The sequence below is a fragment of the Segatella copri genome (assembly GCF_002224675.1).
GTDB classification, from domain to species: Bacteria; Bacteroidota; Bacteroidia; order Bacteroidales; family Bacteroidaceae; genus Prevotella; species Prevotella copri_U.
Genome location: NZ_NMPZ01000008.1, coordinates 74,606 through 98,894 on the forward strand (window position 1 = coordinate 74,606; position 24,289 = coordinate 98,894).

The window sequence follows — 24,289 nt, forward strand, 5'->3', positions numbered from 1 at the left end:
GGAAGGTCTCAAGAAAGAAGAGAAGTGCTACACCAAAATATTTTGGGCAACACTTCTCTTTTTCCATCTATCACATAATGCAAAAGACAACTTCTCCCCTCTCTTCATTTTCACACTTAATTCTACAAAAAAGAAAAAGGGCATTTTTCTGCGATTTAAGCCGTTGTTGCAATTTTACCGAGGAAAGTTTCATTGCAAATCATCCAAGAGCCTGGTCTCCCATACAAATCAAGAAAAAGAAGGCTTTCTCTTGATTTGCAGAACCCTGTACCTATCTCTTCTCATATCACCAAACTTGTCTTAGGATTCTACAAGGCTATCAAGGCATTTATTTCCTTATAATTTTGTCGCAGCAAGCTCAAGAATGCCTATATGGAGTACAGAGGAAAAGGTCCAGAACCAATACTACAGGAGAAGGAGAGATAAAAAATCTGTTAATTGCTGCAAATCCCATACCTTTATAATTTTGTCGCACCAAATCTCCAAGAGTTTATAATAATGTCGCATGTGGGTTTATATTTTTGTCGCATCATCTTATAATTATGTCGCAAGTAGCTAAAGGGAGATACTATAAATCAGTTAGTTACAGATACAGAAAAGAATAAGCCAAAAATAGGGATATAAAAAAGAGCAGACTGGCAAGAAGACTTATAGTGGTGTTTCTTCCTCCGTTATGACGCAGAAAGGTGAAACTTCCAGCTTCATGGGGTGAAAGTTTTTGAAAGCCAAGCCTTATAAAGAAAGAACAGACTTTTTTGCGCGTTAAAATATGTATCTTTATGTTAGATAGTGTTATACCATGGGGCTATATTAAACATTCTCCATATAATGGTGCGACATTTTTATAAAGATACGAAATCGAAGCACAATCCTGAAGAATACTATTAATGGGAGATAATATACGGTAAGCAAAGCCATTTTGAAGACAAGACAAGTACTATTTGAACCTAACAATTCAAGTTCGTTTCACTAGAATAAACCTGCAAAAATGCAGATTATCAGATAGATATATAATTATTTCTCATATTTTATTGGACAATGATCACTTTATCTTATTCTCTTCAAGAAAGCACATCTACCATAACAAACTATCTTATATGCAAAAATAGTTAATCCAGATTCATATTATACCCTTATAATTTTGTCGCAACAAACCACCTAAGATTTATAATTATGTCGCAGCTAGGTTTATATTTTTGTCGCATCATCTTATAATTATGTCGCAGGTAGCTAAAGGGAGATGTTATAAATCAGTTAGTTACAGATACTGAAAAGAATAAGCCAAAAATAGAGATATAAAAAAGAGCAGACTGACAAGAGGACTTATAGTGGTGTTTCTTCCTCCGTTATGATGCAGAAAAAGGAAACTCCCAGCTTCATGGAGGGAAAGTTTTTGAAAGCCAGGCCTTATAAAGAAAGAACAGACTTTTTTGCGCGTTAAAATATGTATTTTTATGTTAGATAGTGTTATATTTCTGTCTTCTTATTCTTTCTAATATAAGTCATAATCCTCATGCGTAACATGCAAATTCAGAGTTAACTGCTATTCCTGCCTAATTCAACCAATAATTATGTCGCGATTACATTTCTATAAATACTTATAACATATTGAAGCAAAAGACTTTATAGTATACCTTCCCTATGTTTTATTTACTCTGAACATACATCATACGACAGAATAATAAACCAATTGAACCTATTTGCGACAAAAATACAAAGAAGTCGTAATACGTTCTACTTTTATCTGATTTCCTTTATTTTTTTGTCGCAGGTATATTACATAGTAATCCCCTGCCCTATTTGGCATTTATATTTTTGTCGCAAGTTACTTTATTAAAATCATTCAATACACTGATAAACAAACAAATACAATCACGTTGCGACAAAATTATAATTATCTTATACTTCGAGTTTTGGTGTACATTGCGACAAAATTATAAAGTTAACTTCTATCATGGAATACTTCACCTATAGAATTAGATTTAGCTTATAATTTTGTCGCAGTAACATGGAATATTCATTAAAGCCTTTCTTCATCCATCTCCCTGAAAACAAGCTATACATTTAATAAAGTACTCTTTTTACAGCCTTTATTTATTAAGAATTCTCCATGATATGCCACATCATATGCGACACAATTATAGTTATTATGATTTTATTTGCGACATAATTATTAAATAGTCGTTTTAAAAACCATATTTTTTGTTTCTTTATAATTTTGTCGTAGCAAAGTACCAGTTAAAAAATTGATAATCATTCCTTTCTCAATATTATAATTTTGTCGCAGTAATGTTTTAACTATCAGAGATTCAAAAGTTTATAAATTATATCCCAATCCTTAAAACTCAAGCCTGGACAAAATTATAAACTTAGCGTGTTTTTGTCTTTAAATTCTGGCTTTTCTTACTATAAAAACTATTATCATTTATAATATTGTCGTAACAAGATAGTTAACCTATATTAAAGTATTACTTTAACGAAAACCAATAAATTAAGAAAATTCAACGAACAACAATATAATTATAAATGATAACAATAAAAGATTACTCAAAAGATAAGCTGTGAAATAACTTTGTTTACGACAACCTATATTATATTTATGTCGCAAACTAATTCAAAACCTTATTTTTATTTATAATTTTGTCGCATCCACTTCCGAATCTAATACCATGTTTTTTATGGTCAGACCTCAAATTGCCCTATTGATTTTCAATGAGTTATAGAATGACCTCCTGCTTTTTGAACTCATTATTTCTAGATTTTATAATTTTGTCTTGTCTTTTAGAGGTTAAAAAAATGTAATTTACGACTCTTTTAAGAGGATTGTCGCAGAAATTATGTATTTTTGTGCCCAAAATTAAAATCATACAGCTATGGCTAAAGCGAAGAAAAAGGAAGATATTGAGGAAGTCGTTGCAGAGGTAATACCTTCTGGCGATGAAGGAGGCAAGGTTACTAAGAAGAAACCTGGGCGTCCTAAGAAAGTTGATGGATTGATTCTGGCAGAAAATCCACACTATTTTATTTCTCAGCCAAACGATGTAACTCAGGCAATCAGCAATCTTTCTGCAGTTGAGAGAAATTGTTGGTTGCAGATTCTTCGTGGTATACAGAAGAACAAGGATCTTCCAGATGGACATCCAGAGAAGTATCAGCTTACCTTGACTCGTAGCCAGCTTCTTGAATGTGTGTCCGGCCATAGCTCAAACCTGGATTATGCCTTCAATGCATTAAAGAACATCACTGATTCAAAGAAGGTCTTTCATTCCAAAGACGGTCACCGCATCTATGCTGGTTTATTGTCGTATGTGGATGAGCACCCTGATCAGGAGACCTACACTGTGGGTGTTACTCCAGTACTCCTCCCCTACTTCACCAACCTCTCATCTGAATTTACTGTCTTTGACATGTATATCGAGATGAGCTTCAAGAGTGTGTACTCACAACGCTTCTATGAATTCTGCTGTCAGTACCGCAACAAGGAAGACAAGATCTTCTTCATGACCGTTCATGATATCAAGAAGATGTTCAACCTTCTAGAAATTAAGGATGAAAAGGGCAACATTATCCAGAAAGAACAGTATAAAAACGGTTCTGATTTCAAGAAGCGAGTGCTTGACAAAGCTAAGAACGACATCAGGAAACTCTACGAAAAGGGACTTTGTGACGTTTGTTTTGATTATAAGGTTAAGAGCAAGAACTCCAGGGGTGCTGTTACTGCCTACTATTTTATCATTGAAACAAATGGTAATACAGCAAGACTTGGTGCTAAGAAGCCGGTTACACCAACACAGATCAAGATTCTGTCTGAAGGTTATGGTGCAAAACTGACCAAGATCATCACCCAAATCAACACCTTCCTTCGTGCACATTTCAGAGTTGAGCAGTCCAACTATTATATCACTGCCATCAGCAAATCTGTTTCTACAGTTGACTCGCAGTCAGAAAGAATTGAAATTCTAGAGAAAATTGCCAAGCAGCTGAAGAAAATAGCCTTGAGATATAGTAAAGATGATTTTGATACTAACGAGAGAAAAATCTGTGGTTCAGTATGCAAGATGCTCTATGAAGATTATGGAGTTCCATATATGAATGGAAAGCCAGGTAAGGGAGTACAAGGTAGACTGTTTGACGATTAATACATAAGATTATGGTGAAAATAATATCTAGTTTCAATTCATCCATTCCATCTGTGCGCAAAGTGAAGAATTGGTTGCAAACTGACCCACATCACATTTGGCATGGTAGAGATAGATTGGTTGTATTCTTCATCCTGGCTGGTGATGAAGCTGCCACTGCATTCATTCCGCTAGAAGAAGTTGACTTCTCGGAACAGGATGAAGGGCTGAGAATGATTTTGGAATCTACTCATCATGAGGAAATGGAGAAAAGGAATTATTATCAGCAAGTGTATTTCAAGCTCAATGCTCATCTCGACGCTCTGGATGACCTGAACCTTCAGCTTACCTCTACTTCTAAAGATGAGGATTTAGACTATTATAATCAAATTGTTGATAGCATCCATGAGCAGCATGAGAAGTTGATGAATTTTATCAATGATGTTTTTGTATGGAGAGACAGGAAGGATATGGGGGCCTATCTTGGTGAGATCCCATCTGTTGAAATCTCTGAGGAAGAATAGTATATACGGGGCATGTCTTCAGCAAGGCATGCCCTTTCTCGTTGCATTTTGCCCTCTCCCCTACCCTATCCTCGTAACATGTTTCCAGAATTTTACTTTGCCTCCCACTTGCATTAATACATGTTTTTTTCCCATCTATATCATTCTTGATAGAACGCTATCATTAAATGTTTGAATGTTTGAAAGTTTGTAAGCACACGTACATGTAGGTTAGTTTACTTGATTGTTATATAATGTAAATTGCTGATCTATAGATTTATATCTCATTTACATGTTTGCAAACATGTTTGAAAACAAATAAAATGTTCGCTATACCTGATTATTTTCTGTATTTTAGAATCCTCTTTGTACAGAGCATATGAATTAGTTTCTCCCCTACCCTACATTCTGATAGTATTCTCTACGTGGGGATAGTAAACCTATATAGTTACCATGAGAATGGAATCGTCTGTTGAAAACTTCATAAAAGTAGCGAGGCTAGACTTTAGATTAAGAATGGGGTAGATCAACTTTAGTAGTTAGCAACATATGATGACTGAAGTAATGATACAGGATATGGAGGATGCTGCAGCCTGGTTATCGACTCTTCATGGTGAGGAGGTAATGCAAGAAGCCGCTGTTCCAAAGAAGATAGTTGCAGAGTACTTTTTCTTGTGGCGGAACTGCAGCGTTATATAATCCAACTGTAGAATGGTTATAAAAGCCAGGCGACATGGCTTATTGTGAAGGCTCTGCTTATAGAAATTCTGGTTTTTCGTAAGAAACTCCTTCTGGAAACTTCTATTGGGAACTATTGCCATGAAAGTTCATGATTGAAGATATAAGTGGCTACATAGATGATTTGTGGCTACCGTAACACGAATTTGTATCAGATGCTGTTATTAATTATAGTTGAACAGACTTAACTGTCATAGTTGTATAAGATACCTGCTCCCCCACCCCATCAATAATCTATCTTACATACTTTTTGTTCTTCTTTACTATCTTATTTTGTATTGAGCTTTCCAAATCTTTTCACCTGACGATGTGTTCTCTTTTACTTTAAAATATGTTTGAAAGTTTGAAAACATGCATACAAGTATGTTTGTATGGATGTGCTATATCTTTTAAAGCATTAATATATTGGTATATAGCTATAGTATTAGCTTACAAGTATGTTTGAAAACAAAATAAACCGTAAAATGGAAAACCCGTACGCAAACTTATTGCATTTGGCTCTCTTCCATTTTTTTTGAGATTCTTTATTCTTTTTCTTTTAAGGAGACTTCGTGTTACCTGAATTCCTCTTCTCAGATAATTAGTTAAGCTATTATTTGAGCTATCTGTTAATACAGTTGCAAGGCAATATATGTTCTTACTAATGGTTGTTTAACATTCAGTATGAGCTTTACGTTCTTTTGGGAGTTTACATCCTGATTCATTTTGATGAAACCTGTACTGTATGCTATCGCACCGAGCCATTTGAACTTATATTCTTTTCTACTTATTATTACTGTTGTTTATGGTTTACTTTTTGAATCTCTTTTTATTATCATTACACCTTTTCCTTCTTTCTTTTTCAAGAAATATTGTTTGCTCGTTTAATTGCTAGTTTGTCTGGTTGATACTTGTCCTTTTGATTTCATACATTCTTGTTTCTTTGTTTTCTTGTTTCTATGTACCATGGTAAATATGATATTTTGTTTACCTGATTTCTAGTATGTTTTATTTTCCGTATTGCAGCTTGATCTTTCATAATATTGTTGACCTTGTGAAAATTTTCTTGAAAGTTTGAAAACATGTATTTTGTGCGCAGTCAACTTCTAAACATGAAAAACCGAAAACATGTTAACTTGAAAGATATAATGTCTGAATACTGGTTATCATGTTATTATCTCTTTTATTCAATATCTTTAGATTACATGTATGATTGAAAACAAAAAAAACATGTATGTTTGTAAAAGTGTAGTTTTATCCTAGATCTGTCTATTACCTGTAACATAAGTTTAATTGGGGATTTATTTTATGTTTGAAAACATGTTGTTACTTAAACATGTTTCGTTGAATCCTTGTTTATTATGCGTTTTAATTCATGATATACTATGACTTTAATTTATTCCTGTTTTCTTTCTATCATATTTATTATTATATTTCTATTTTACTATATTCTCTGAATGTTTGAAAACAAATATGTTTGAAAGAATGAATCTTTGAAAGTTAGAAATAGTTTTTCTGGTGCTTCTTTGAGCTGTTAACTTACTGACATCTAGTTTATAACTATACTTATTATATTACTTACATGAAAACATGTATGTTTGTATACGTGTACTCACTATTATATATTATAGGTTTTTAAGCTGTTTTGTTTTACTATTTGTAATGTACCTTATCACTTGAGATTCATTGTTCCTTTTTAGTTTTGATCAAGCTTTTGCTTTTGCTTGAATGTTTGAACGCTTGAATGTTTGAATGCTTGAAAATGTGCAGGCGTGTTAAATGTCTTTTCGTCTTTTTACTCAAGTTTGCGTTACTTTTATGTTCTTTTTTTATTTGTTTGTATGTAAACATGTATGCTTGGTTACATGTTTCTTTGTTTACAATCACTTTTTTACATTCCTGTTTTTTTTGTTAGCTTGCTTACAAGGTTACATGTAATTTCGTATGTTTGAGTATTTGTTTGTTTGTAAACAGATAATTACGTATATGTGATTACCTGTATGTTTGATTTCAATTAAACAAAGTCTTTTGTTTTTTATTACACGGGTTCCTTTGAATGCTAGCTTACATTTTTCTTTGGTTGTTTGATTGTTTGTTTGTTGGCAAACTAGGAAAAATGCAAACATGTATGATTGAAAGCAAACATGTTTGCATTTAGCTTTTCTGTTTCTTTACCCTTGTGATGCATTTCATATTTACTTTCTTTTTTGTAAGACCGCAATCATGTATGTTAGAAAACAGGTTTGTTTTTTATTGATATCTTTATATAATTACTCAATAATGTATTATATTCATTGTAGAATTATTCTGTTCTCCGCTTAAAAAAAATAAGTCCTATGATTTACTTTGGTCGAGAATTCTTTCGATGGTTGGGTAGAGAATGCGTCTGAGGGTGACGAACAATGCATCCAACGTGCACTCGGTTGGTCTTTCTCTCAGACGCTTTGCAAAGATAATCATTTTTGGGGAGAATTTACATTTTTCATTCAATAATTTGCTTTAAGATCTTTTTGATGCAAGGAACAAGGATCCATGTTTTTTCGTAAGTTTGTATTCCTGTATGTTTGCTAACAGTTTTATCCTGGTGTTACTTGATTTTGTTTGGTATTGCTATTTTCAATTATCTGCAATTCCCTTTTCTTTCCTTATCTATCAGATCTTCGTATGTTACTTTTGGGTAGGTATGTTTCTTGTTGATGTTAATAGAGTGGAGTAGGGAGGTCGGTGTTTCCGTCTGGAACTTCTATCAGCTCTAGTTTTCTTTATACTGTTGCTTAGCTGTCTTTTCTATATTTTATGGTTTGATTATCGATATGCTTTCCTATATAAATGGGCTTTTCTTCGATACTTTGATTTATCTATAAGATTTGTTTCTCCTGTTCTTTTTCCTTCTCAGTTCGTTATGCTTGAAAGTATGTATGTTTGGTAGTTTGTAAAACCGAAAACCAAAAAACAATTAAACATGTATGTTTGAAAACGGTTTTATTCGTTTTTTATAAACGTTTGATTAATAGTATGATATAAGTTGCTTGAAGTTTGCAAACTTATATGTATACAAACATGTTTGCAAAATATTATGTTTGAAAACAAACATTTTTGCGATTTCTCTTGTTTATTTCAATTATTTAATGTATCTTTGCACCAGAATTAATAATTAAAAGTCAAAGACATGGAAAATAGACTGAAAATGATCTTGGCTATCGTCAATAATAAGGGTGGCGTTGGCAAAACGACTACAGTGCAAAATCTTGCAGCTGGTATGCTCCGAAAGGATAAGAAACTAAGAATCCTTGAGATAGACTTGGATCCTCAGTGTAACTTAACCCTTTTGAATCATGCTCCAGAAGGTTGTGCTACTGTTTTTGATTCTATGATTGCTTGTAAGGGACTTCCTATATACAAGTCAGAGATAGGAGTGTATTATGTTCCAGGTTCTGCAAAAATGCAGGATGTGGATCCTTTCCTTCAGAATACCGGATCTCCTCGTCAAGTGTTGGGAGCTTGCATCAGCAGTCCTTGCATAGATTTTACCGGTGAAGGTATCACTGATCCTATAGATTTCTTTGACTATATCTTCATTGATTGCCCTCCAGCATTGTCTCAGTCAACTTATAATGCTATGGTTGTTGCCAGTCATTTGCTTATACCAGTTCAGATGGAAGGACTTTCTGTGAATGGTTTGGCTGCCATTCTTGGAGCATTGGATGAGGTAAAGAATGGCAGATTTGCCTTGAATAAAGATCTTGAATTATTAGGTCTGTTACCTGTAATGCTGGATGAGAGACCTCGCATTGTCCGTCAGGCGCTGGCTTTTCTTAAAGAAACATATGGTGATAAGGTCTTGTCACATGGTATTCGACGTTGCATCAAGGTAAATGAGGCGCAGACAGAGCTGACTGACCTGTTCTCATATTCACCTTATTGTACAGCAGCAAATGACTACTCTTTTGTAATTAAAGAATTGTTCAATCTATAAATATTTAGAATTATGGCAGGAAAGGATTTTCGCGCAGCGTTTAGTAATATGAATCAGGCAGTACGTCCTGGTAATGAGCAGCCTGTTGTTAAGAAAAAGAAGATGTCTCTTGCAGAGAAAAGAGCCACTATGCATGGTGTTCAGACTTATTTGTCCGATGAAGACTATGAGCAGCTTATGCTCACTAAGATCAAGACAAAAAAGAGTTGTGAAGAGATTTTGCGTGATGCTTTAAAGCAGTATATTCAGGCATTTAAGTAAAATGCCTGCTAAGAGATAAAGTTGGCCATTGCCTAAGAGTGTTGGATCTTAGGCAATGGCTTTTTTATTTTTTCCTTAAGTTGGAACTGATGTTTCCTGGCTATTTCTAATGTAAACAGAATTAACTTGTTATACTATTGCGATGTTTGCCTATGTATTATATCTATAGGTAATTTTGCTATCGATATAAAACCTCGTGCTTTTTCTGTCTGACTTACCAGTCATCACTTGCTTTTTGACGTGCAAAGGTATGGCAGGCTTGTCAGATACCAAACACCACATTTCTGCTATCTGCAGAGAATCTTTTCAAGCAGCCTTCCACAATCAGAGATTGGGTATTCCTGAAAAGATTCTCTGCAGATTGTTTGGTGTTCTGACTTCTATGGCCTTCCATCTTTTAAGCACGTAAAAAGGCAAAGTGATGACTGGTATGCCGGAATGACTTTAAAAAAAACTCGGATTTTACGATAGCAAAAGTCTTAAAAAGGCTGTGAATCTGAAATCCAGAATAAATTCAAGTTGAACTTTAAAGGATTAAGAACATGACAGAGACAATTCAAATCAAGGTTCCCAAGTGGAACATCGAGAGTGAGACTGGTTACAAGCCACGTACTACATTTTGGCAGGATTTCTCCATAGCTGATGCTTTTGGAGGGGATGCCGTTACAGACACATTCCATCGTGCGTTCAATGAATGGAAAGACAATTGTGTTTACATTACTGAGCTTGTGATGGTGTTGAATCACAAGATTGCCCAGTGGTATGAAAAAAACATGGAGCTAGCCAAACTTTACGATAAGTATTATCATGCAGCAGCTTGTTACGCAGAGGATAATCTCAAAGGGGCTAAGCTACAGTATTATTATAGAGTGACAGATTAAAGAAGGAAACGGCAAGGCTAACCACCTTGCCACAACTTTTTCAACATGGCTGGGATTTTAGATGATGAAATTTTGGAGTTGGAAGGTCTCTTTGCATCAGACAACTCAAGTATGAGAAATCGGCATATAGAGTTTGCCAGGCGTGATTATGTAAAGCTCAAGCAGCTAGGGTATGTCCGTGCTCCTTCTGAACTTAAACTCAATGAGTATCTTTGGGTTGACGTACTTTCCTACTTGCAACCACGCACTCAAGTAGAGGAGATTGAGGAAAACCTGGAAATTAGAATATTACAGCATCCCAATGGATTGTGGACCTATGGAGTTTTTGCTTGCTATGGAACCAGGGGTTGGTCTTTCTTGCCTGGTCTCTTTACCGGTCTTTTTCGTTCCGAGAATGAGGCGCATGATACGGCTATCAATAGCCTGATCAGGTTTCTACAGGAAGACAAGAAAGCAGCTAAACTTGTGAAGAAGTTAAAGGGGCGGCTTTCTGGTAACCTGCAGTTGGACTTGTTTGCTGGTTTTGTCTTTTAGCAGGGAGTGGGGGAGAGGCTCTATCTAGGGTTTCTTCCCCTCGGTTCGGCTGCTTTCTTAGGGCGCAGCCGTCCGGCATAACCTTCCTGTTATGCCGGATAAATAGGTATCGCAGATGCTTGTCTGATGGCTGATAGCATCAGCCTCTGGTTTTTTATGTCTATCTTTTTGGGGAGGAGATCGGAGAGCCGCTTTTGGGGTAGGCTACCTCCTAAAAGATAGGTTGTATGTCATGGCAAATGGTATGAAAGAATCTGCATCCTCTTCCTTTTGCTTCACTTTTTTGAAGATGGTGGCTTGTTTTTTGGAAGGTAGTAGTCCTTTGCCATCCTTTTGACAGGTCTCTTTTGTCTTTGGTGTTTCCTCCTTTAGCTTGCCTTCCTTGAGGGAGGATTGGCTGGTCATCGTGGGGTGGGGATTCGAAGACCTGGTTGAAAGAGGTTAGTATAGTCTCTCTTTTCTCGGTGATGTTGATGGGTACACCAGAAATAGGTAGGACTGGTTTTCTCAAGGTTCCTGGTAAAGGGAAGCGTCCTCTTTTTGATTTCCTGCTACTTTTATTGTTTCTTTAGGTGAGCGTTCATTCATTTTCTTAAGCGTCATCCCTTGATTTTACTTTGCAAATTTACCACAAGCGGCGACTGTCAAGGGCACACCCAGGGGCTTGTCTCCACATTTTTTTCATTGTTTTTGGGTGCAGCGGCTCCTGTTTCAAAAACAACCAGATGTCCTTGAAAATAATATGGGCCATCTCTTGCCTTTTCTCGCCTTCTCCTTGTTGGTGTTATTCGCACGTAAAATTTAAGTAATAACGTTTTAAAAATAAAGATTATGAACGCAAGTAACAATTTCACAGTAGTAGGTTTTATCTGCAAGGACGCAGAAGTTAGAAACTTTGAGAAAAGCAGCCTCGCTCGCTTTGGCGTATCCATCAAGACCACTGAGAAGAAGGGTGGCGTGGAGATTACCTCTTCTTCCATCCAGAGCTTCGAGAGCTGGATCAAGAACGATGACCAGGCAACCCTCGATCTCCTCAAGAAGGGCAAGCGAGTAAAGGTGGAGGGCTTCTTCAAGAGCGAGACCTATCAGAAGGATGGCAAGGACCATCATGTGATCAAGCTCATTGCCACCGGTATCTCAGAGGTGGAGAAGCAAAAGAAGGAGGAGGCAGCTTAGCCTCCTTTCCCATATCTGCCATGTTTGTCTTCCAAGGCTATCTTTTTGCCGGCTCTCCAGGGTGTTATATCTATCTGGGTATTTTGGGGTTAAGTATTATGGTGGTATCTAAAAAGTGCTTTTTCTTGTGTGTATTCCTTCATATCTTGCCAATATCCCCAATATTATCAGGAAATATGGTGATTTCTCAGATTTTATTTATAATTTTGTCGTAGCAATTAAGAACATCAGAAGGATATTAAAAAGTTATGGATACAAGAATCATCATATTGAGTGACAATCGTACCGATAATCCCCTGCTTGAAACGGAGCATGGTTTATCGGTATATTTAGAGTATAACGGCAGGAAGTATCTGCTCGATACCGGAGCTTCCGACTTATTCATGCGCAATGCTGAAAAGCTGGGTGTAGATTTAGGTGAGGTGGATTATTGCCTGATTTCGCATGGTCACAATGACCATATAGGTGGACTTCCTGCCTTTTTGGAGATGAATCACAGGGTAAAGGTCATCTTGTCTTCGGAGATTCCTGGGGCAGAATATGCTTCTGCCAGGCGTTATCTGCATTCTATTACAGGAGATGTGGATTTTCAGAAACATGGAGATCGGTTTGTTTTCATCAAAGAGGATTCTTGTGTGGATGGTATTCATGTCTATTCTCATCTGGCTCATCATCATGCACAACCTTTGGGCGATAGAACGCTGTTGATAAAATCTGATGATGGCAAGTTTGTAAAGGATGCATTCCGTCACGAACTGGCCTTTGTAGTGGGCGATGTTCTCTTTACCGGTTGTGCCCATAACGGTATCTTGAATATTCTGGAATCTATTCAGGAACCTATCCGTTTGAGCATTGGAGGCTTTCATTTGTTGGACAGTCATTTAAGCGAGCATTATGAGACGGATGAGCAGTTGCGTGATATCTCTTCGGAATTGGCGCGCCGTTATCCGGATGTGGATTTCTATACTGGACATTGCACTGGGGAGCATTGCTACGGAGTTTTATCTGAGGAGAAGGGATTGCAATTACATCAGTTTCATTGTGGTGACGAGATTGATAGAGGATGAAATTTACTAAAAATGAGTTGATTAGTCAGCGGCTGATACCGATTTGAGAACTATTTTTTATGTATCTATTGATAGCGTCCTTTTATATTGTTATATCTTTATGAGTGTTCCTGGGGAAACGCTCTTTTGGTGCCATCTATTCAAGGCTACTCAAAGTGGTTGGGTAGCCTTGGACAAACAAGAAGTGTTTCTAGGACTGCTGGCTCCTCTTTCTTTTGCTTCACTTTTTGGAAAGTTGGTGGCTTGTTTTTGGAAGGTAGTAGTCCTTTGCCATCCTTTTAACAGGTCTCTTTTGTTTTAGGTATATCCTCCTTTAGCTTGCCTTCCTTGAGGGAGGATTGGCTGGGCATCGTGGGGGTGGGGACTCGAAGACCTGGTTGAAAGAGGTAAGTATAGTCTCTCTCTTCTCGGTGATGTTGATGGGTACACCAGAAATAGGTAGGGCTGGTTTTCTCAAGGTTTCTGGTAAAGGGAAGCGTCCTCTTTTTGGTTTCCTGCTACTTTTATTGTTTCTTTAGGTGAGCGTTCATTCATTTTCTTAAGCGTCATCCCTTGATTTTACTTTGCAAATTTACCACAAGCGGCGACAGTCAAGGGCACACCCAGGGGGCTTGTCTCCACATTTTTTTCATTGTTTTTGGGTGCAGCGGCTCCTGTTTCAAAAACAACCAGATATCCTTGAAAATAATATGGGCCATCTCTTGTCTTTTCTCGCCTTCTCCTTGTTGGTGTTATTCGCACGTAAAATTTAAGTAATAACGTTTTAAAAATAAAGATTATGAACGCAAGTAACAATTTCACAGTAGTAGGTTTTATCTGCAAGGACGCAGAAGTTAGAAACTTTGAGAAGAGCAGCCTCGCTCGCTTTGGCGTATCCATCAAGACCACCGAGAAGAAGGGTGGCGTGGAGATTACCTCTTCTTCCATCCAGAGCTTCGAGAGCTGGATCAAGAACGATGACCAGGCAATCCTCGATCTCCTCAAGAAGGGCAAGCGAGTAAAGGTTGAGGGCTTCTTCAAGAGTGAGACCTATCAGAAGGATGGCAAGGACCATCATGTGATCAAGCTCATTGCCACCGGTATCTCAGAGGTGGAGAAGCAAAAGAAGGAGGAGGCAGCTTAGCCTCCTTTCCATATCTGCCATGTTTGTCTTTCCAAGGCTATCTTTTAGGAGGTAGCCTTTTTTGCCGGCTCTCCAGGGTGTCATGTCTAATGGAGAGGGTGGGGCTAGTTCTTGACGTGATATTGTTAAATCTAGCAAATGGTTTCCAAAATGCGGAAACCGTTAGGAATGATTAAGTTATCTTTAGTGAATGGTTTCCGTATTTCTGAAACTGTTTGGAAACATTAAGTCTGCTCTTGTGGGAATTGAAACTATTTATAGTAGTGAAGAAGAACGCTTCTGACTAGCAAGATATCATGATAGATAATTAGATCTTTCATTCCTTTTGGTGGGGTGGTTTGGGGGTGATTTTGTATGCTTTTGGGAGTTTTTACTTACAAAAAGGTTAAAAAACATGCAAAAAACAGAAATTCTTCATGATAGTTGAGATTATCTGAAAATAAATGTGTATTTTTGTGCCTATAAATATAAGTAGAATATAATATAAGGCAAAAATACGTATCTAACTTATATCGTGGTATAATTTAAATATTAGGAATTATGATTGATTATTACGAGTATTCTATACCCGAATTGGTAAAACTTCTTGGTGCAAGATTCAAGGATTACCGTCTGCGTAGCAATATGACACAGAAAGAGGTATCTGAACAATCGGGTATTACAATCACAACCATTCATAAGTTTGAGAATGGTACATCCGGCAATGTCTCGCTTGGCACATTTCTTTTGCTGCTGAAGGCGATAGAGCAGATTGATGCCCTTGATGAACTGATGCCGGATTTACCGCCATCTGCGTACCTGATGAAGGAAGAAAAGAAAGTTCAACGAATAAGACATAAGAAGTCATGATAGCTAGTTCTTTAAAAATAATGCTTTGGGACAAGGAAATCGGTCGTTTGTCCTGGGATGCAAGGAGAGGGGTTTCGTTTTTTGAATACAATCCTGCTTTTCTTGGTGGGAGGCTCGATCCGTTCCCTCTGGTGGCTTCTGTCAAGTCACCTGCCAGCCGTCGTCCCATCATGGGTGACAGGGAAACGAAGCTTTACCGCAAACTGCCTCCTTTTCTTGCAGATTCTTTACCCGACGCTTGGGGTAATCAGGTGTTTGAGTGTTGGCGCATACAGAATGGTATTCGCAATCAGGAGATAACTCCGCTTGAAATTTTGTCGTTCATCGGTAAGCGCGGTATGGGAGCTTTGGAGTTTATACCTGAATCATCCGGCATTAGAAAGTCGGAAAAGCTGAATATGAAGTTGTTGACGGATTTGGCTCAGAGAATATTCTTGGAGCGTGAGAATGTGAGGCTGTTGCCAGATGAATCGCTGACCATGCAGTCGTTGATCGCTGTAGGTACTTCGGCAGGCGGTCGCCAACCGAAGGCTATCATCGCGATCAATCCGAAAACCGGAGAAATCAGAAGTGGTCAGATAGCCGGTCACAAGGGCTTTGATTATTGCATCCTGAAGTTTGGTGATGCGGAGCGTTCTTCTGCAGAACTGGAAATGGCCTATTACAAGATGGCTAGGGCTGCAGGCATAAGCATGATGCCTTGCAGGATTATTGAGATCGAAGGTCTGAAGCATTTCATTACCCATCGTTTTGATCGTGATGAGGAACGTAAATTACACATGCAGACGTTGGCGGCTCTATATCCTGATGCTGACAGCTATGAAAAGTTGCTGATGGTTTGTCGAAAGATGCGTCTGCCTGAAAGTACCCAGGAGGAAGTTTTCCGCAGGATGGTATTCAACATCCTAGCCAACAATACTGATGATCACAACAAGAATTTCTCCTTTCTGATGGATGAAAGTGGAAAATGGCAACTTTCTCCTGCATACGATATGACTTATATCTTCAATGTGGGTGGCTTTCTTCCTGAGAAGATGCATTGTATGATGATGCAGGGTAAGCTTCAAGGTCAGACTCTTGAAGATGCTTTGGCTCTCGGCAAGGAAAATGGTATCAGGAAGGCTGAAAGTATCATTGGTGAGGTTGCCTCTGCTATCCGCCAATTCAGACACTTTGCAGAGGAGTGCGAAGTTAGTCAGCGTTGGATAGGTGCTGTAGAAACCACCCTTAACCAGCATCTGGCAGAGTGGGGATTGCTCGAACGAAGAAAGAATGTTTCATTCAGAATAGGCGAAACCCTTTTTGAGAAGGTACGTGTAGAAAAGACATACAAAGGTAATTATCATCTTTTGTGTGAAGTGGATGGGAAAGAACGCAAGTTCGTGATTACCGGAAAGAAAGAAGAATACGCATTGATTGATAGGGTTGGTACGGAAAATCTAACTGATGAGCAATTGTATTCGTTGGTTGAAAGCTTCTTTGTAAGATAAAAGACATTTTTATTATATTTATTAAGGAGAGCGGCCTTTGGGTCGCTCTTTTTGTGTCATCTATTCAAGACTACCTATCTGATTGGGGGAGCCTTCGATAAACAGGAAATATTTGGGGGATGCTGGCTCCTCTTCCTTTTGCTTCACTTTTTTGAGTGTGGTGGCTTGTTTTTGGAAGGTAGTAGTCCTTTGCCATCCTTTTGACAGGTCTCTTTTGTTTTAGGTATAATCCTCCTTTAGCTTGCCTTCCTTGAGGGAGGATTGGCTGGTCATCGTGGGGTGGGGACTCGAAGGCCTGGTTGAAAGAGGTAAGTATAGTCTCTCTTTTCTCAGTGATGTTGATGGGTACACCAGGAATAGGTAGGGCTGGTTTTCTCAAGGTTCCTGGTAAAGGGTAGCGTCCTCTTTTTGATATCCTGCTACTTTTATTGTTTCTTTAGGTGAGCGTTCATTCATTTTCTTAAGCGTCATCCCTTGATTTTACTTTGCAAATTTACCACAAGCGGCGACTGTCAAGGGCACACCCAGGGGGCTTGTCTCCACATTTTTTTCATTGTTTTTGGGTGCAGCGGCTCCTGTTTCAAAAACAACCAGATATCCTTGAAAATAATATGGGCCATCTCTTGCCTTTTCTCGCCTTCTCCTTGTTGGTGTTATTCGCACGTAAAATTTAAGTAATAACGTTTTAGAAATAAAGATTATGAACGCAAGTAACAATTTCACAGTAGTAGGTTTTATCTGCAAGGACGCAGAAGTTAGAAACTTTGAGAAGAGCAGCCTCGCTCGCTTTGGCGTATCCATCAAGACCACCGAGAAGAAGGGTGGCGTGGAGATTACCTCTTCTTCCATCCAGAGCTTCGAGAGCTGGATCAAGAACGGTGACCAGGCAATCCTCGATCTCCTCAAGAAGGGCAAGCGAGTAAAGGTGGAGGGCTTCTTCAAGAGCGAGACCTATCAGAAGGATGGCAAGGACCATCATGTGATCAAGCTCATTGCCACCGGTATCTCAGAGGTGGAGAAGCAAAAGAAGGAGGAGGCAGCTTAGCCTCCTTTCCCATATCTGCCATGTTTGTCTTCCAAGGCTATCATTTTGGGTAGTCTTGGATTGATGGTACTTGGGGGATGGTATTATATCTACTTTTCGATGGAATCGCATATTTTCAAGGGTTTTCTTTGTGAATTTGGATTTTTGGTGTATCTTTGTGCCATCGTCTATAGAAGTTGCGAAGTTTATGGCGTTATCGGTTCATCTGAGTAGTGGTATCTCGATGAAATCGTTCTTTTGGGAGCCAAGGAGGAATACATGGTTGATATGGACTGCATGTGTTTCTCTTGGCTCTTTTTCTTTTATGCCGGCTCTTTTATGCTTATCTTTGTCTATCTGTTTTGTTGATATCTATGGTTTGGTTTTACTGTGTCGTGGTTTAGGTAGATATCCATTGGAAGATGATACTTATATCTATTGTTTTCTACTGTAGTTTTGTGAATAGAACCTCGTTTTTATAATTTTGTCGCAGCATAATCCCACCAGGCTTTTTATCGTGCAAAGGTATGGCAGTCTTGGCAGATACCAAACACCACGTTGTTATCGGCGAAGAATCTTTTCCGGCAGCCTTCCGAAATCATAGATTGCGGTTTTCCGGAAAAGATTCTCTACCGATTGTTTGGTTTTCTGCCATTTTTGACTGCCATCTTTTTAGGCACGAAAAAAGGCTTGGTGTGAAGGTTATGCCGGAATGCTAAAAAAAAACTCGGATTTATCCTCAAAACTCCAGGGATTGGAAAAAGGCTGGATGTTTCAGGAAATCCAGAATATTTTAAGTTTAATTTTAAACAATTGCAGATATGAGACAGAATTTTTCGGGCTTTTGCATGGAGGAACATCCCCAGTATAAGGCTTATAACAATGGGCTTGGAAACTTGACCACAGTGGAGCTGATTTCTTTGGTTATCGGTACAGGAACGCAGAAGAATGTGGAACAGGCACGCCAGATTTACAATGTGATGGAGGAGAGCTTGCGTAATATAGCCAAGGCTAGGGTAGAGGACTTGCAGGTGGTTCAAGGCATCGGGGATTCCAAGGCGATAGCCCTTCAGGCAGCCATCGAGCTGGGTAAGCGTTACAGCTTGGAAAATATGGCAGAGCGTCCGGATATGGGCAGCAGCTTGGCTATCTATAATTTCCTTCTTCCTCATGTAAGGGATTTGGAGGTGGAGGAATGCCATTTGCTGTTGATGAATCAGAATTTCAAGCTTATCAAGCATGTGCCCATGAGTCATGGAGGACTCACGGAAACGGCGGTGGATGTGCGCAGAATCATGAGGGAGGCTGTTTTGAACAATGCCACGATATTGGCTCTTGCCCATAATCACCCTTCGAATTCTCCTCATCCAAGCAGGGCTGATGACATGCTCACCAAGAGCGTCAAGGAAGCTTGTGACATCATGCGCATCTTTTTCATGGACCATGTGATAATTGCCGATGGGTGTTATTACTCTTATCATGACAGAGGAAAAATGGGTTTATAAAGGTAACGGAGAGGCTAACCACCTCTCCATAAAAGAATATTTGTATGAAAGTACGTTTATATCATGATGAAAGGGTAAGCGCCAAGAATGCGCCGGATGCATGGTCTATCTATTGTCCTTACCCTAAGAAGTATCAGAGGGTTACGGGTATCAAGGGCGTTTATCTAGGTTGCAAGCCTACAGATGGCGGTTTGATACGTTGTTGTTGGGAATCCATGGAAGTGGGGCAGAGAATCAATTTGGGAAAGCGTGTGGATGTATCTAGCACGCCAATAGGTATTCAGGTTGCTTTTCACAATATAGAGCGTGTTTATCTGAATGCTTGCAAGGTTGATACCCTGGAGGCATGGGGAAAGTTTCAAAGAGTTTAAAAATAAGGATTATGAATCAGAATGAAGTTTTGGAGTTTGATGGTTTTCGTGTGGAAAGAGAGTCTTTCCTTGGTGGGGATTGCTATGGTCTGGTCACCTCATGCAAGAAAGATGAGGAGGGTGTTTCATATCATCTGGAGGTGGAGTTTGACATATCCCAAGCCAAGTTTCAGTTTTCCAAGTGTTATTCTCACCAGGTGGTTCCTTGCAATGAACTTTCTGCCGGCGGTAGGCTCAAGGTCATGGTTTATCTAGTAGAAAAGGCAGCTGGTGCTTTCGTGAGGGAGAAGGGTATTTCTCAGAAGTTGTCCTTGGAGAAATTGAAAGGCTTGTATCAAGAGGATGATGTGGTGATGGGAGAGATTCTTGCCTCGGAGAAAGCCGATGGCTTGACCATAGAGGAGTCGTTCTTTCTGTATATCCTTGCTCAAAATTGGGCGAATGGTGATGAGTTTTCTTGGGCTTGTGGGGGAGTAGAGGAAGAAAGTGTATCTCTTGTGGAAGAGGCAAGGAAGATGAAGTTGTGAAAGAGAGGGGTGAGGAGAGTTTGGGCTCTCCTTCTTTTTTCTTTTAGGGATGGTGCGTTCATGTGGGCGCGAATTCTACAAACAAGTGAAAATGACATATGGTTTGTAAAACCTTGCTAGTTAACCGCTCTATCATTTATTCTATATTCTCTTTATTGAGTGCCATCTTGAGTGTCATTACATAATTTCTCTTTACCTCACTTTCTATATTCTTCCATATATATATTGTTTTGAATTTGCGTATATTTCATCGGTCATGACCGATGAAATAAGTTTCATGATGAAACTTTACGCTTGCTGTCAAAATGGCTATAAAAGTTGTATTGCTGCAAAGTGATTTTCCGTTAGACGTTACAGTGTAAAAAGCAGTGCAAGTTTCTTGGTGGACACCTTTGGGTGATATTTGAAAGCAAAGATTTTAATGACCGGATTCAAGGGAGATTGAGATAATGACACAGCCCCTTCATGACACCCTTGGAAATTCGCAAATCGACACTTTAGTTATGCGTGTCGAATGGTGATGAGTTTTTGAGGGCTTGTGGAGGAGTAGAAGAAGATGAAGTTGTGAAAAAGGAGCGTTCATGTGAGCGCATCCTATCATATCTATATGATATTTTGAGTGCTGTGGTATCTACAAGAGCATTTTGCAAGAAGCTCCCCACATAGCATGTTGGAATAGCTATGTAGGGAGCTTCTTTGCCAGTTGTTTGTGCTAAGCTGCTTGATTCTTGGGTGATACACCTAGGTTTGCTTCCATTCGCTCTTTGATGGACTTGAGTCCTTCATATTCGAAATAGAAGATTCCTTCTTGTGTATCAACACGGAATCCGTTGCTTGTCTCTTTTAAGTCGAATGCGTAGGTTTTATCCTTGGTGATAACGTTGAAGATTGCACATCCAAAGACTGGTGTAACAATTAATATAGCGCGATCAGGATGGGAGATTGTACATCCATTACTCATTTTTTTGAGGCGAATATCACCAAGTATAATAGCGTTCTTTTCCATATGAATTTATTGTTTGATTGATATTGAATATTAATACTATGCTTTAATTTAAGAGAAGTGCTTTTAGTATCTTTCTCTTTTCTGCTTGCAAAGGTATTGCAAAATAGTGAAATGGTATTTCACTCACTCCATTTTTGTATTTTTGGAGTGTAAGTGATTTAAAAAGGTTCCATTAGGGATGTGGATGTCTAGTGGAACCTGATGAGAGGATACCATACTCAAAGTATCAGCTACCTTCATTGTAAGTATGGAAGAATCTCCAGTGGAGAACTAATTGCTTGGTCGTATGCGGTACCAAGCAGCATACTTCTTTCCTTGGTTCCCCAGAGGCATGCTATGGCTTTTATGTCGGCTCTTTTAGATGCAATCATGTCTATAGCCCTGTCTCCAAAGCTCAGAACATCTTCAGCTTTCTCATCCATCAGCTCCAAAGCCTTCAGCATAGGGGCAGGATGGGGCTTTACGGGATGGGCATCATGGTAGCCAACGATGAAACTTGCTGGAATCTGGTAATAGCCAACGATTCTTTCCACATAGGGACGTGGTGAGCTGCTGACTATTGCCATCTTGATTCCTTGTGCTTTTATGTGGTCAAGGACTTCCTGGATTCCTGCATACATGGAGGTATATGGGATAAGTCTATATGCCTCGTGCCAGTTTCTCATCTTTCTGGCATTTTCCAGTATTGTGGTATCTACAAGAGTTAAGTCCAGATCAAAAATCACTCCTTTTATCATAGGCTAGAATAATGAATCCTTGATTTTTGGTTTGTTGCTCTTCTCTACCGACTCTCTGATGATGGCAAGGGCTTCTTCGAATGAACCGGAAGTCAGGGCATGGGCTTTTCCTTCTTCCAGGAACTTCTTGTTGCCCTCTGCTTTTCCGCCGATCTGTCCATCCATGTTCTTGTATTTGATCATGAAGAGTGGCTTTCGGGCTTTGAGGGTGGCGTTTACTGCATGCATGGTTCCTCCTCTAAGACCTGTCTGGATGACGAGGGTAGTGTATGAGAGTCCTGCCTGCAGTCTGTCACGCTCCACCAGGGTATAGCGGTTGCCTCTTTGTCCTACCGGGTACTCAGAAAGCAGAAGTCCTCCGCTTTCCACTATGTTCTTGGCCAGTTCCAGGTTCTCTTTTGGGTAGATGGATTCCCAATCCAAGCCGTTGGCAAGGAATGCCGTGGTAGTTCCCTTCACGTTCAATGCTCCTTGGTGGCCGGTTGTGTCGCATCCTATGGCAAGACCTGATACGATGTTGAAGCCTTGTTCTGCGAACTTTTCTGCGAAGTAGATTCCTGCTTGGGTTCCTGCTTCTGTTGGTTCTCTTGTACCGATGATGGCGATGCCCGGCATTTGGAGTGCTTTGATGTTTCCTCTGTAGAACAGAATCAATGGGGCGTCTGTATTGCCATCTTCATTGATGGTCTCGCGCAGGATTTGAGGGAAGGCTTCTTCGTAATAGGAGATGATGCCAATACCTTCTCTTTCTGCATCGTTGATGCAGGTTAATGCCTTTCTGTTGGCTTCCTGGAGATCTGTGGCTGAGTATTTTTCGAACTTCTTTCCCTTGAGAGTAGTCCAGAAGTGACACAGGTCCTCGATGGTTTGCACTTGGGACGGAGCTACCTCGGCTATGGAGAGAACGGTTTTGTTTCCGCAGCCCTTGAGGTTCTTCAATGTCAATATGAGTTCAGTATTGAGTGCCATATTTCTTTATGTTCTATTTCTTTGTTATTACTTTTGTTATGCAGCTGTAAGAGTAGTTATTTCTTTTTGAATTCCCAATATCTTGGAGAAAAAATACTTGCTTTTGCGGCTGCATGTTCTGTTTGTGCTAGTCGATGTTCCAGTAGGCGTCAGGATCGCCGTCGAAAACGTCGTCTATGTCCTGGTCGCTCCAGCCTTCTACGTCTTGGGCATATGAACCGTTGTAGTTGTCGTATGTCTCTTCCTCCTCGTAGTAGTCTGCAGGATCGTAGTAGTCTTCCGAATCGTAATCGTCCGTCGGATCATAGTGAGGATGGTAATCTGGGTTGAAGGTCTTTGCCAGGAACAATCCTGTTACGCTTGCTGCCCCCATGGTTTCCAGCTTTTCTGCAACCATTTGGAAGGTTCTTCCTCTTGTGATGATGTCATCAATGACGATGATTTTCTTTCCTGCGATGTCACAGCTGTTGAAGCCGAAGCCTTCGATTGGATTTCCGGTTTTTCCTGTGAGGTGACCAGCTTCATGGTCGTGCTCATTGTAGATGGCATTGATTGCTACCTTGTAGCCGGCAGCCTGGATTGCTTCAGCAAGCTTTTTGTAGCGAGCTTGTGTCTTGCTCTTGGTGGATGCAGGGATGAAGCAGATGTCCCAACCTGTCTTCTCTCCATTTGTTATTTCCTGGATCTTGTTCAGGAATCCACTCTTAACTTCGTCGTTGAGGTAGCCGTCTTTGAAGTTATAGCAAGTCTGACGGTCTGCCAATTGCTGGGCATTTGCCTGGTATCTCACTGGGAGATAGTCTTTGAGATATTGATAATTATACATTTTTCTTATATTTTTTTGATTTAACTTTTTGTTACTTTGTAATGGTGGTCTTTGCCAAGAACAGGCCGGTGACTGATTTTGCGCCAAGTTCTGCAAGCATTAGACTTGTCTTGGTGAAGTTGGCTCCCGTGGTGATGATGTCACCTATCAGGATGATGTCTTTTCCCTCGATTTGCTCCTTGTTGAAGAGGAAGTCCTCTGCTGGATCTGTCTTTCCGGTAGCCATGAGTTCTGTTGCTCGCTTTGGCAGGATGGTGTGGTAGTCACTTGGTATGCCTGTTTCTGTCTCGATGGCAGTTGCCAGTTGTGAGTAGCGGAGGGCTGTCTTGTCTGCTGTGATGGCCGGCATGAAGCATACGCTCAGGTTAGTGTCCTTGAGTTCGTCCTTGAGCTGCTTGATTGCGTCGGTGAACTGATTCTTCAGCTCCTGTGAGCATTTGCCGTTCTTGAAGTCATGGACAATCTTGCGGTTTCTCTCTTCCTCTTCCGTTGCTGGCAATCTCATTGGGAGATACTCCATGAGGTTTACGTACTCCAGGTTATTGATTGCCTGTACTGTTGATGATGCATCCTCTCTCATAGGGATGATGTTCTTGTTTGATTTTAAGTTTGTTTTCATTTTGTTAAAA

General features: G+C 39.5%; 20 protein-coding genes. 15 read left to right on the forward strand and 5 right to left on the reverse strand.

Features of this window, described 5'->3' with window-relative positions; genetic code table 11:
• Window positions 1-2,873 precede the first annotated feature (2,873 nt).
• The 15 genes from CFT61_RS06600 (at window position 2,874) to CFT61_RS17225 (ending at window position 20,122) form a co-directional block, all read left to right on the forward strand.
• A complete protein-coding gene (locus CFT61_RS06600; protein WP_089543666.1) occupies window positions 2,874-4,139 on the forward strand; it encodes a replication initiation protein in 1,266 nt (421 codons plus the stop codon).
• An 11-nt stretch (window positions 4,140-4,150) separates the two neighbouring features.
• Window positions 4,151-4,642 carry a hypothetical protein gene (locus tag CFT61_RS06605; protein ID WP_142990578.1) on the forward strand — a complete coding sequence of 164 codons (492 nt, stop codon included), beginning with the start codon at window positions 4,151-4,153 and terminating at the stop codon, window positions 4,640-4,642.
• 3,865 nt (window positions 4,643-8,507) lie between these two features.
• Window positions 8,508-9,314, forward strand: a complete 807-nt coding sequence (locus CFT61_RS06610) for a ParA family protein (protein ID WP_089543668.1) — start codon at window positions 8,508-8,510, stop codon at window positions 9,312-9,314.
• A gap of 12 nt (window positions 9,315-9,326) precedes the next feature.
• Window positions 9,327-9,575, forward strand: a complete 249-nt coding sequence (locus CFT61_RS06615) for a hypothetical protein (protein ID WP_089543669.1) — start codon at window positions 9,327-9,329, stop codon at window positions 9,573-9,575.
• Window positions 9,576-10,117: 542 nt separating this feature from the next.
• Complete coding sequence (locus tag CFT61_RS06620) at window positions 10,118-10,456, forward strand: hypothetical protein (RefSeq protein WP_089543670.1); 339 nt, start codon at window positions 10,118-10,120, stop codon at window positions 10,454-10,456.
• 45 nt (window positions 10,457-10,501) lie between these two features.
• A complete protein-coding gene (locus CFT61_RS06625; protein WP_089543671.1) occupies window positions 10,502-10,990 on the forward strand; it encodes a hypothetical protein in 489 nt (162 codons plus the stop codon).
• Between the two features lie 831 nt (window positions 10,991-11,821).
• Complete coding sequence (locus tag CFT61_RS06635) at window positions 11,822-12,166, forward strand: single-stranded DNA-binding protein (protein WP_089543673.1); 345 nt, start codon at window positions 11,822-11,824, stop codon at window positions 12,164-12,166.
• Window positions 12,167-12,414: 248 nt separating this feature from the next.
• Entirely contained in the window at window positions 12,415-13,233 is an 819-nt protein-coding gene (locus tag CFT61_RS06640) for an MBL fold metallo-hydrolase (RefSeq protein ID WP_089543674.1), read from the forward strand.
• 778 nt (window positions 13,234-14,011) lie between these two features.
• Window positions 14,012-14,356 carry a single-stranded DNA-binding protein gene (locus CFT61_RS06650; protein ID WP_089543676.1) on the forward strand — a complete coding sequence of 115 codons (345 nt, stop codon included), beginning with the start codon at window positions 14,012-14,014 and terminating at the stop codon, window positions 14,354-14,356.
• Between the two features lie 540 nt (window positions 14,357-14,896).
• A complete protein-coding gene (locus CFT61_RS06655; protein WP_089543677.1) occupies window positions 14,897-15,205 on the forward strand; it encodes a helix-turn-helix domain-containing protein in 309 nt (102 codons plus the stop codon).
• A 20-nt stretch (window positions 15,206-15,225) separates the two neighbouring features.
• Window positions 15,226-16,695, forward strand: a complete 1,470-nt coding sequence (locus CFT61_RS06660; protein WP_254918894.1) for a type II toxin-antitoxin system HipA family toxin — start codon at window positions 15,226-15,228, stop codon at window positions 16,693-16,695.
• Between the two features lie 700 nt (window positions 16,696-17,395).
• Window positions 17,396-17,740, forward strand: coding sequence for a single-stranded DNA-binding protein (locus tag CFT61_RS06675; protein ID WP_089543680.1), 345 nt, complete (start codon window positions 17,396-17,398; stop codon window positions 17,738-17,740).
• Between the two features lie 800 nt (window positions 17,741-18,540).
• Window positions 18,541-19,224, forward strand: a complete 684-nt coding sequence (locus CFT61_RS06680) for a JAB domain-containing protein (protein ID WP_254918895.1) — start codon at window positions 18,541-18,543, stop codon at window positions 19,222-19,224.
• A gap of 44 nt (window positions 19,225-19,268) precedes the next feature.
• Window positions 19,269-19,595: a hypothetical protein gene (locus CFT61_RS06685; RefSeq protein ID WP_089543681.1), complete on the forward strand. Its 327-nt coding sequence runs from the start codon at window positions 19,269-19,271 to the stop codon at window positions 19,593-19,595.
• An 11-nt stretch (window positions 19,596-19,606) separates the two neighbouring features.
• On the forward strand, window positions 19,607-20,122 hold the full coding sequence (locus tag CFT61_RS17225) for a hypothetical protein (RefSeq protein ID WP_254918896.1): 516 nt from the start codon (window positions 19,607-19,609) through the stop codon (window positions 20,120-20,122).
• Between the two features lie 712 nt (window positions 20,123-20,834).
• On the opposite strand, the gene CFT61_RS06695 is transcribed toward CFT61_RS17225, so the two are convergent.
• The 5 genes from CFT61_RS06695 to CFT61_RS06715 form a co-directional block, all read right to left on the reverse strand.
• Window positions 20,835-21,128 (reverse strand): hypothetical protein, encoded by a 294-nt coding sequence (locus tag CFT61_RS06695; RefSeq protein ID WP_089543682.1) that lies wholly within the window; start codon window positions 21,126-21,128, stop codon window positions 20,835-20,837.
• Between the two features lie 236 nt (window positions 21,129-21,364).
• The gene (locus CFT61_RS06700; RefSeq protein WP_367379331.1) at window positions 21,365-21,853 is read right to left on the reverse strand and encodes an HAD family hydrolase; all 489 of its coding nucleotides are present in this window, start codon (window positions 21,851-21,853) and stop codon (window positions 21,365-21,367) included.
• A 15-nt stretch (window positions 21,854-21,868) separates the two neighbouring features.
• Window positions 21,869-22,834, reverse strand: a complete 966-nt coding sequence (locus tag CFT61_RS06705) for a DNA-processing protein DprA (RefSeq protein ID WP_089543684.1) — start codon at window positions 22,832-22,834, stop codon at window positions 21,869-21,871.
• Between the two features lie 127 nt (window positions 22,835-22,961).
• Window positions 22,962-23,660 carry a phosphoribosyltransferase gene (locus CFT61_RS06710; RefSeq protein WP_089543685.1) on the reverse strand — a complete coding sequence of 233 codons (699 nt, stop codon included), beginning with the start codon at window positions 23,658-23,660 and terminating at the stop codon, window positions 22,962-22,964.
• Window positions 23,661-23,691: 31 nt separating this feature from the next.
• The gene (locus tag CFT61_RS06715; protein ID WP_089543686.1) at window positions 23,692-24,279 is read right to left on the reverse strand and encodes a phosphoribosyltransferase; all 588 of its coding nucleotides are present in this window, start codon (window positions 24,277-24,279) and stop codon (window positions 23,692-23,694) included.
• Window positions 24,280-24,289: the final 10 nt, after the last annotated feature.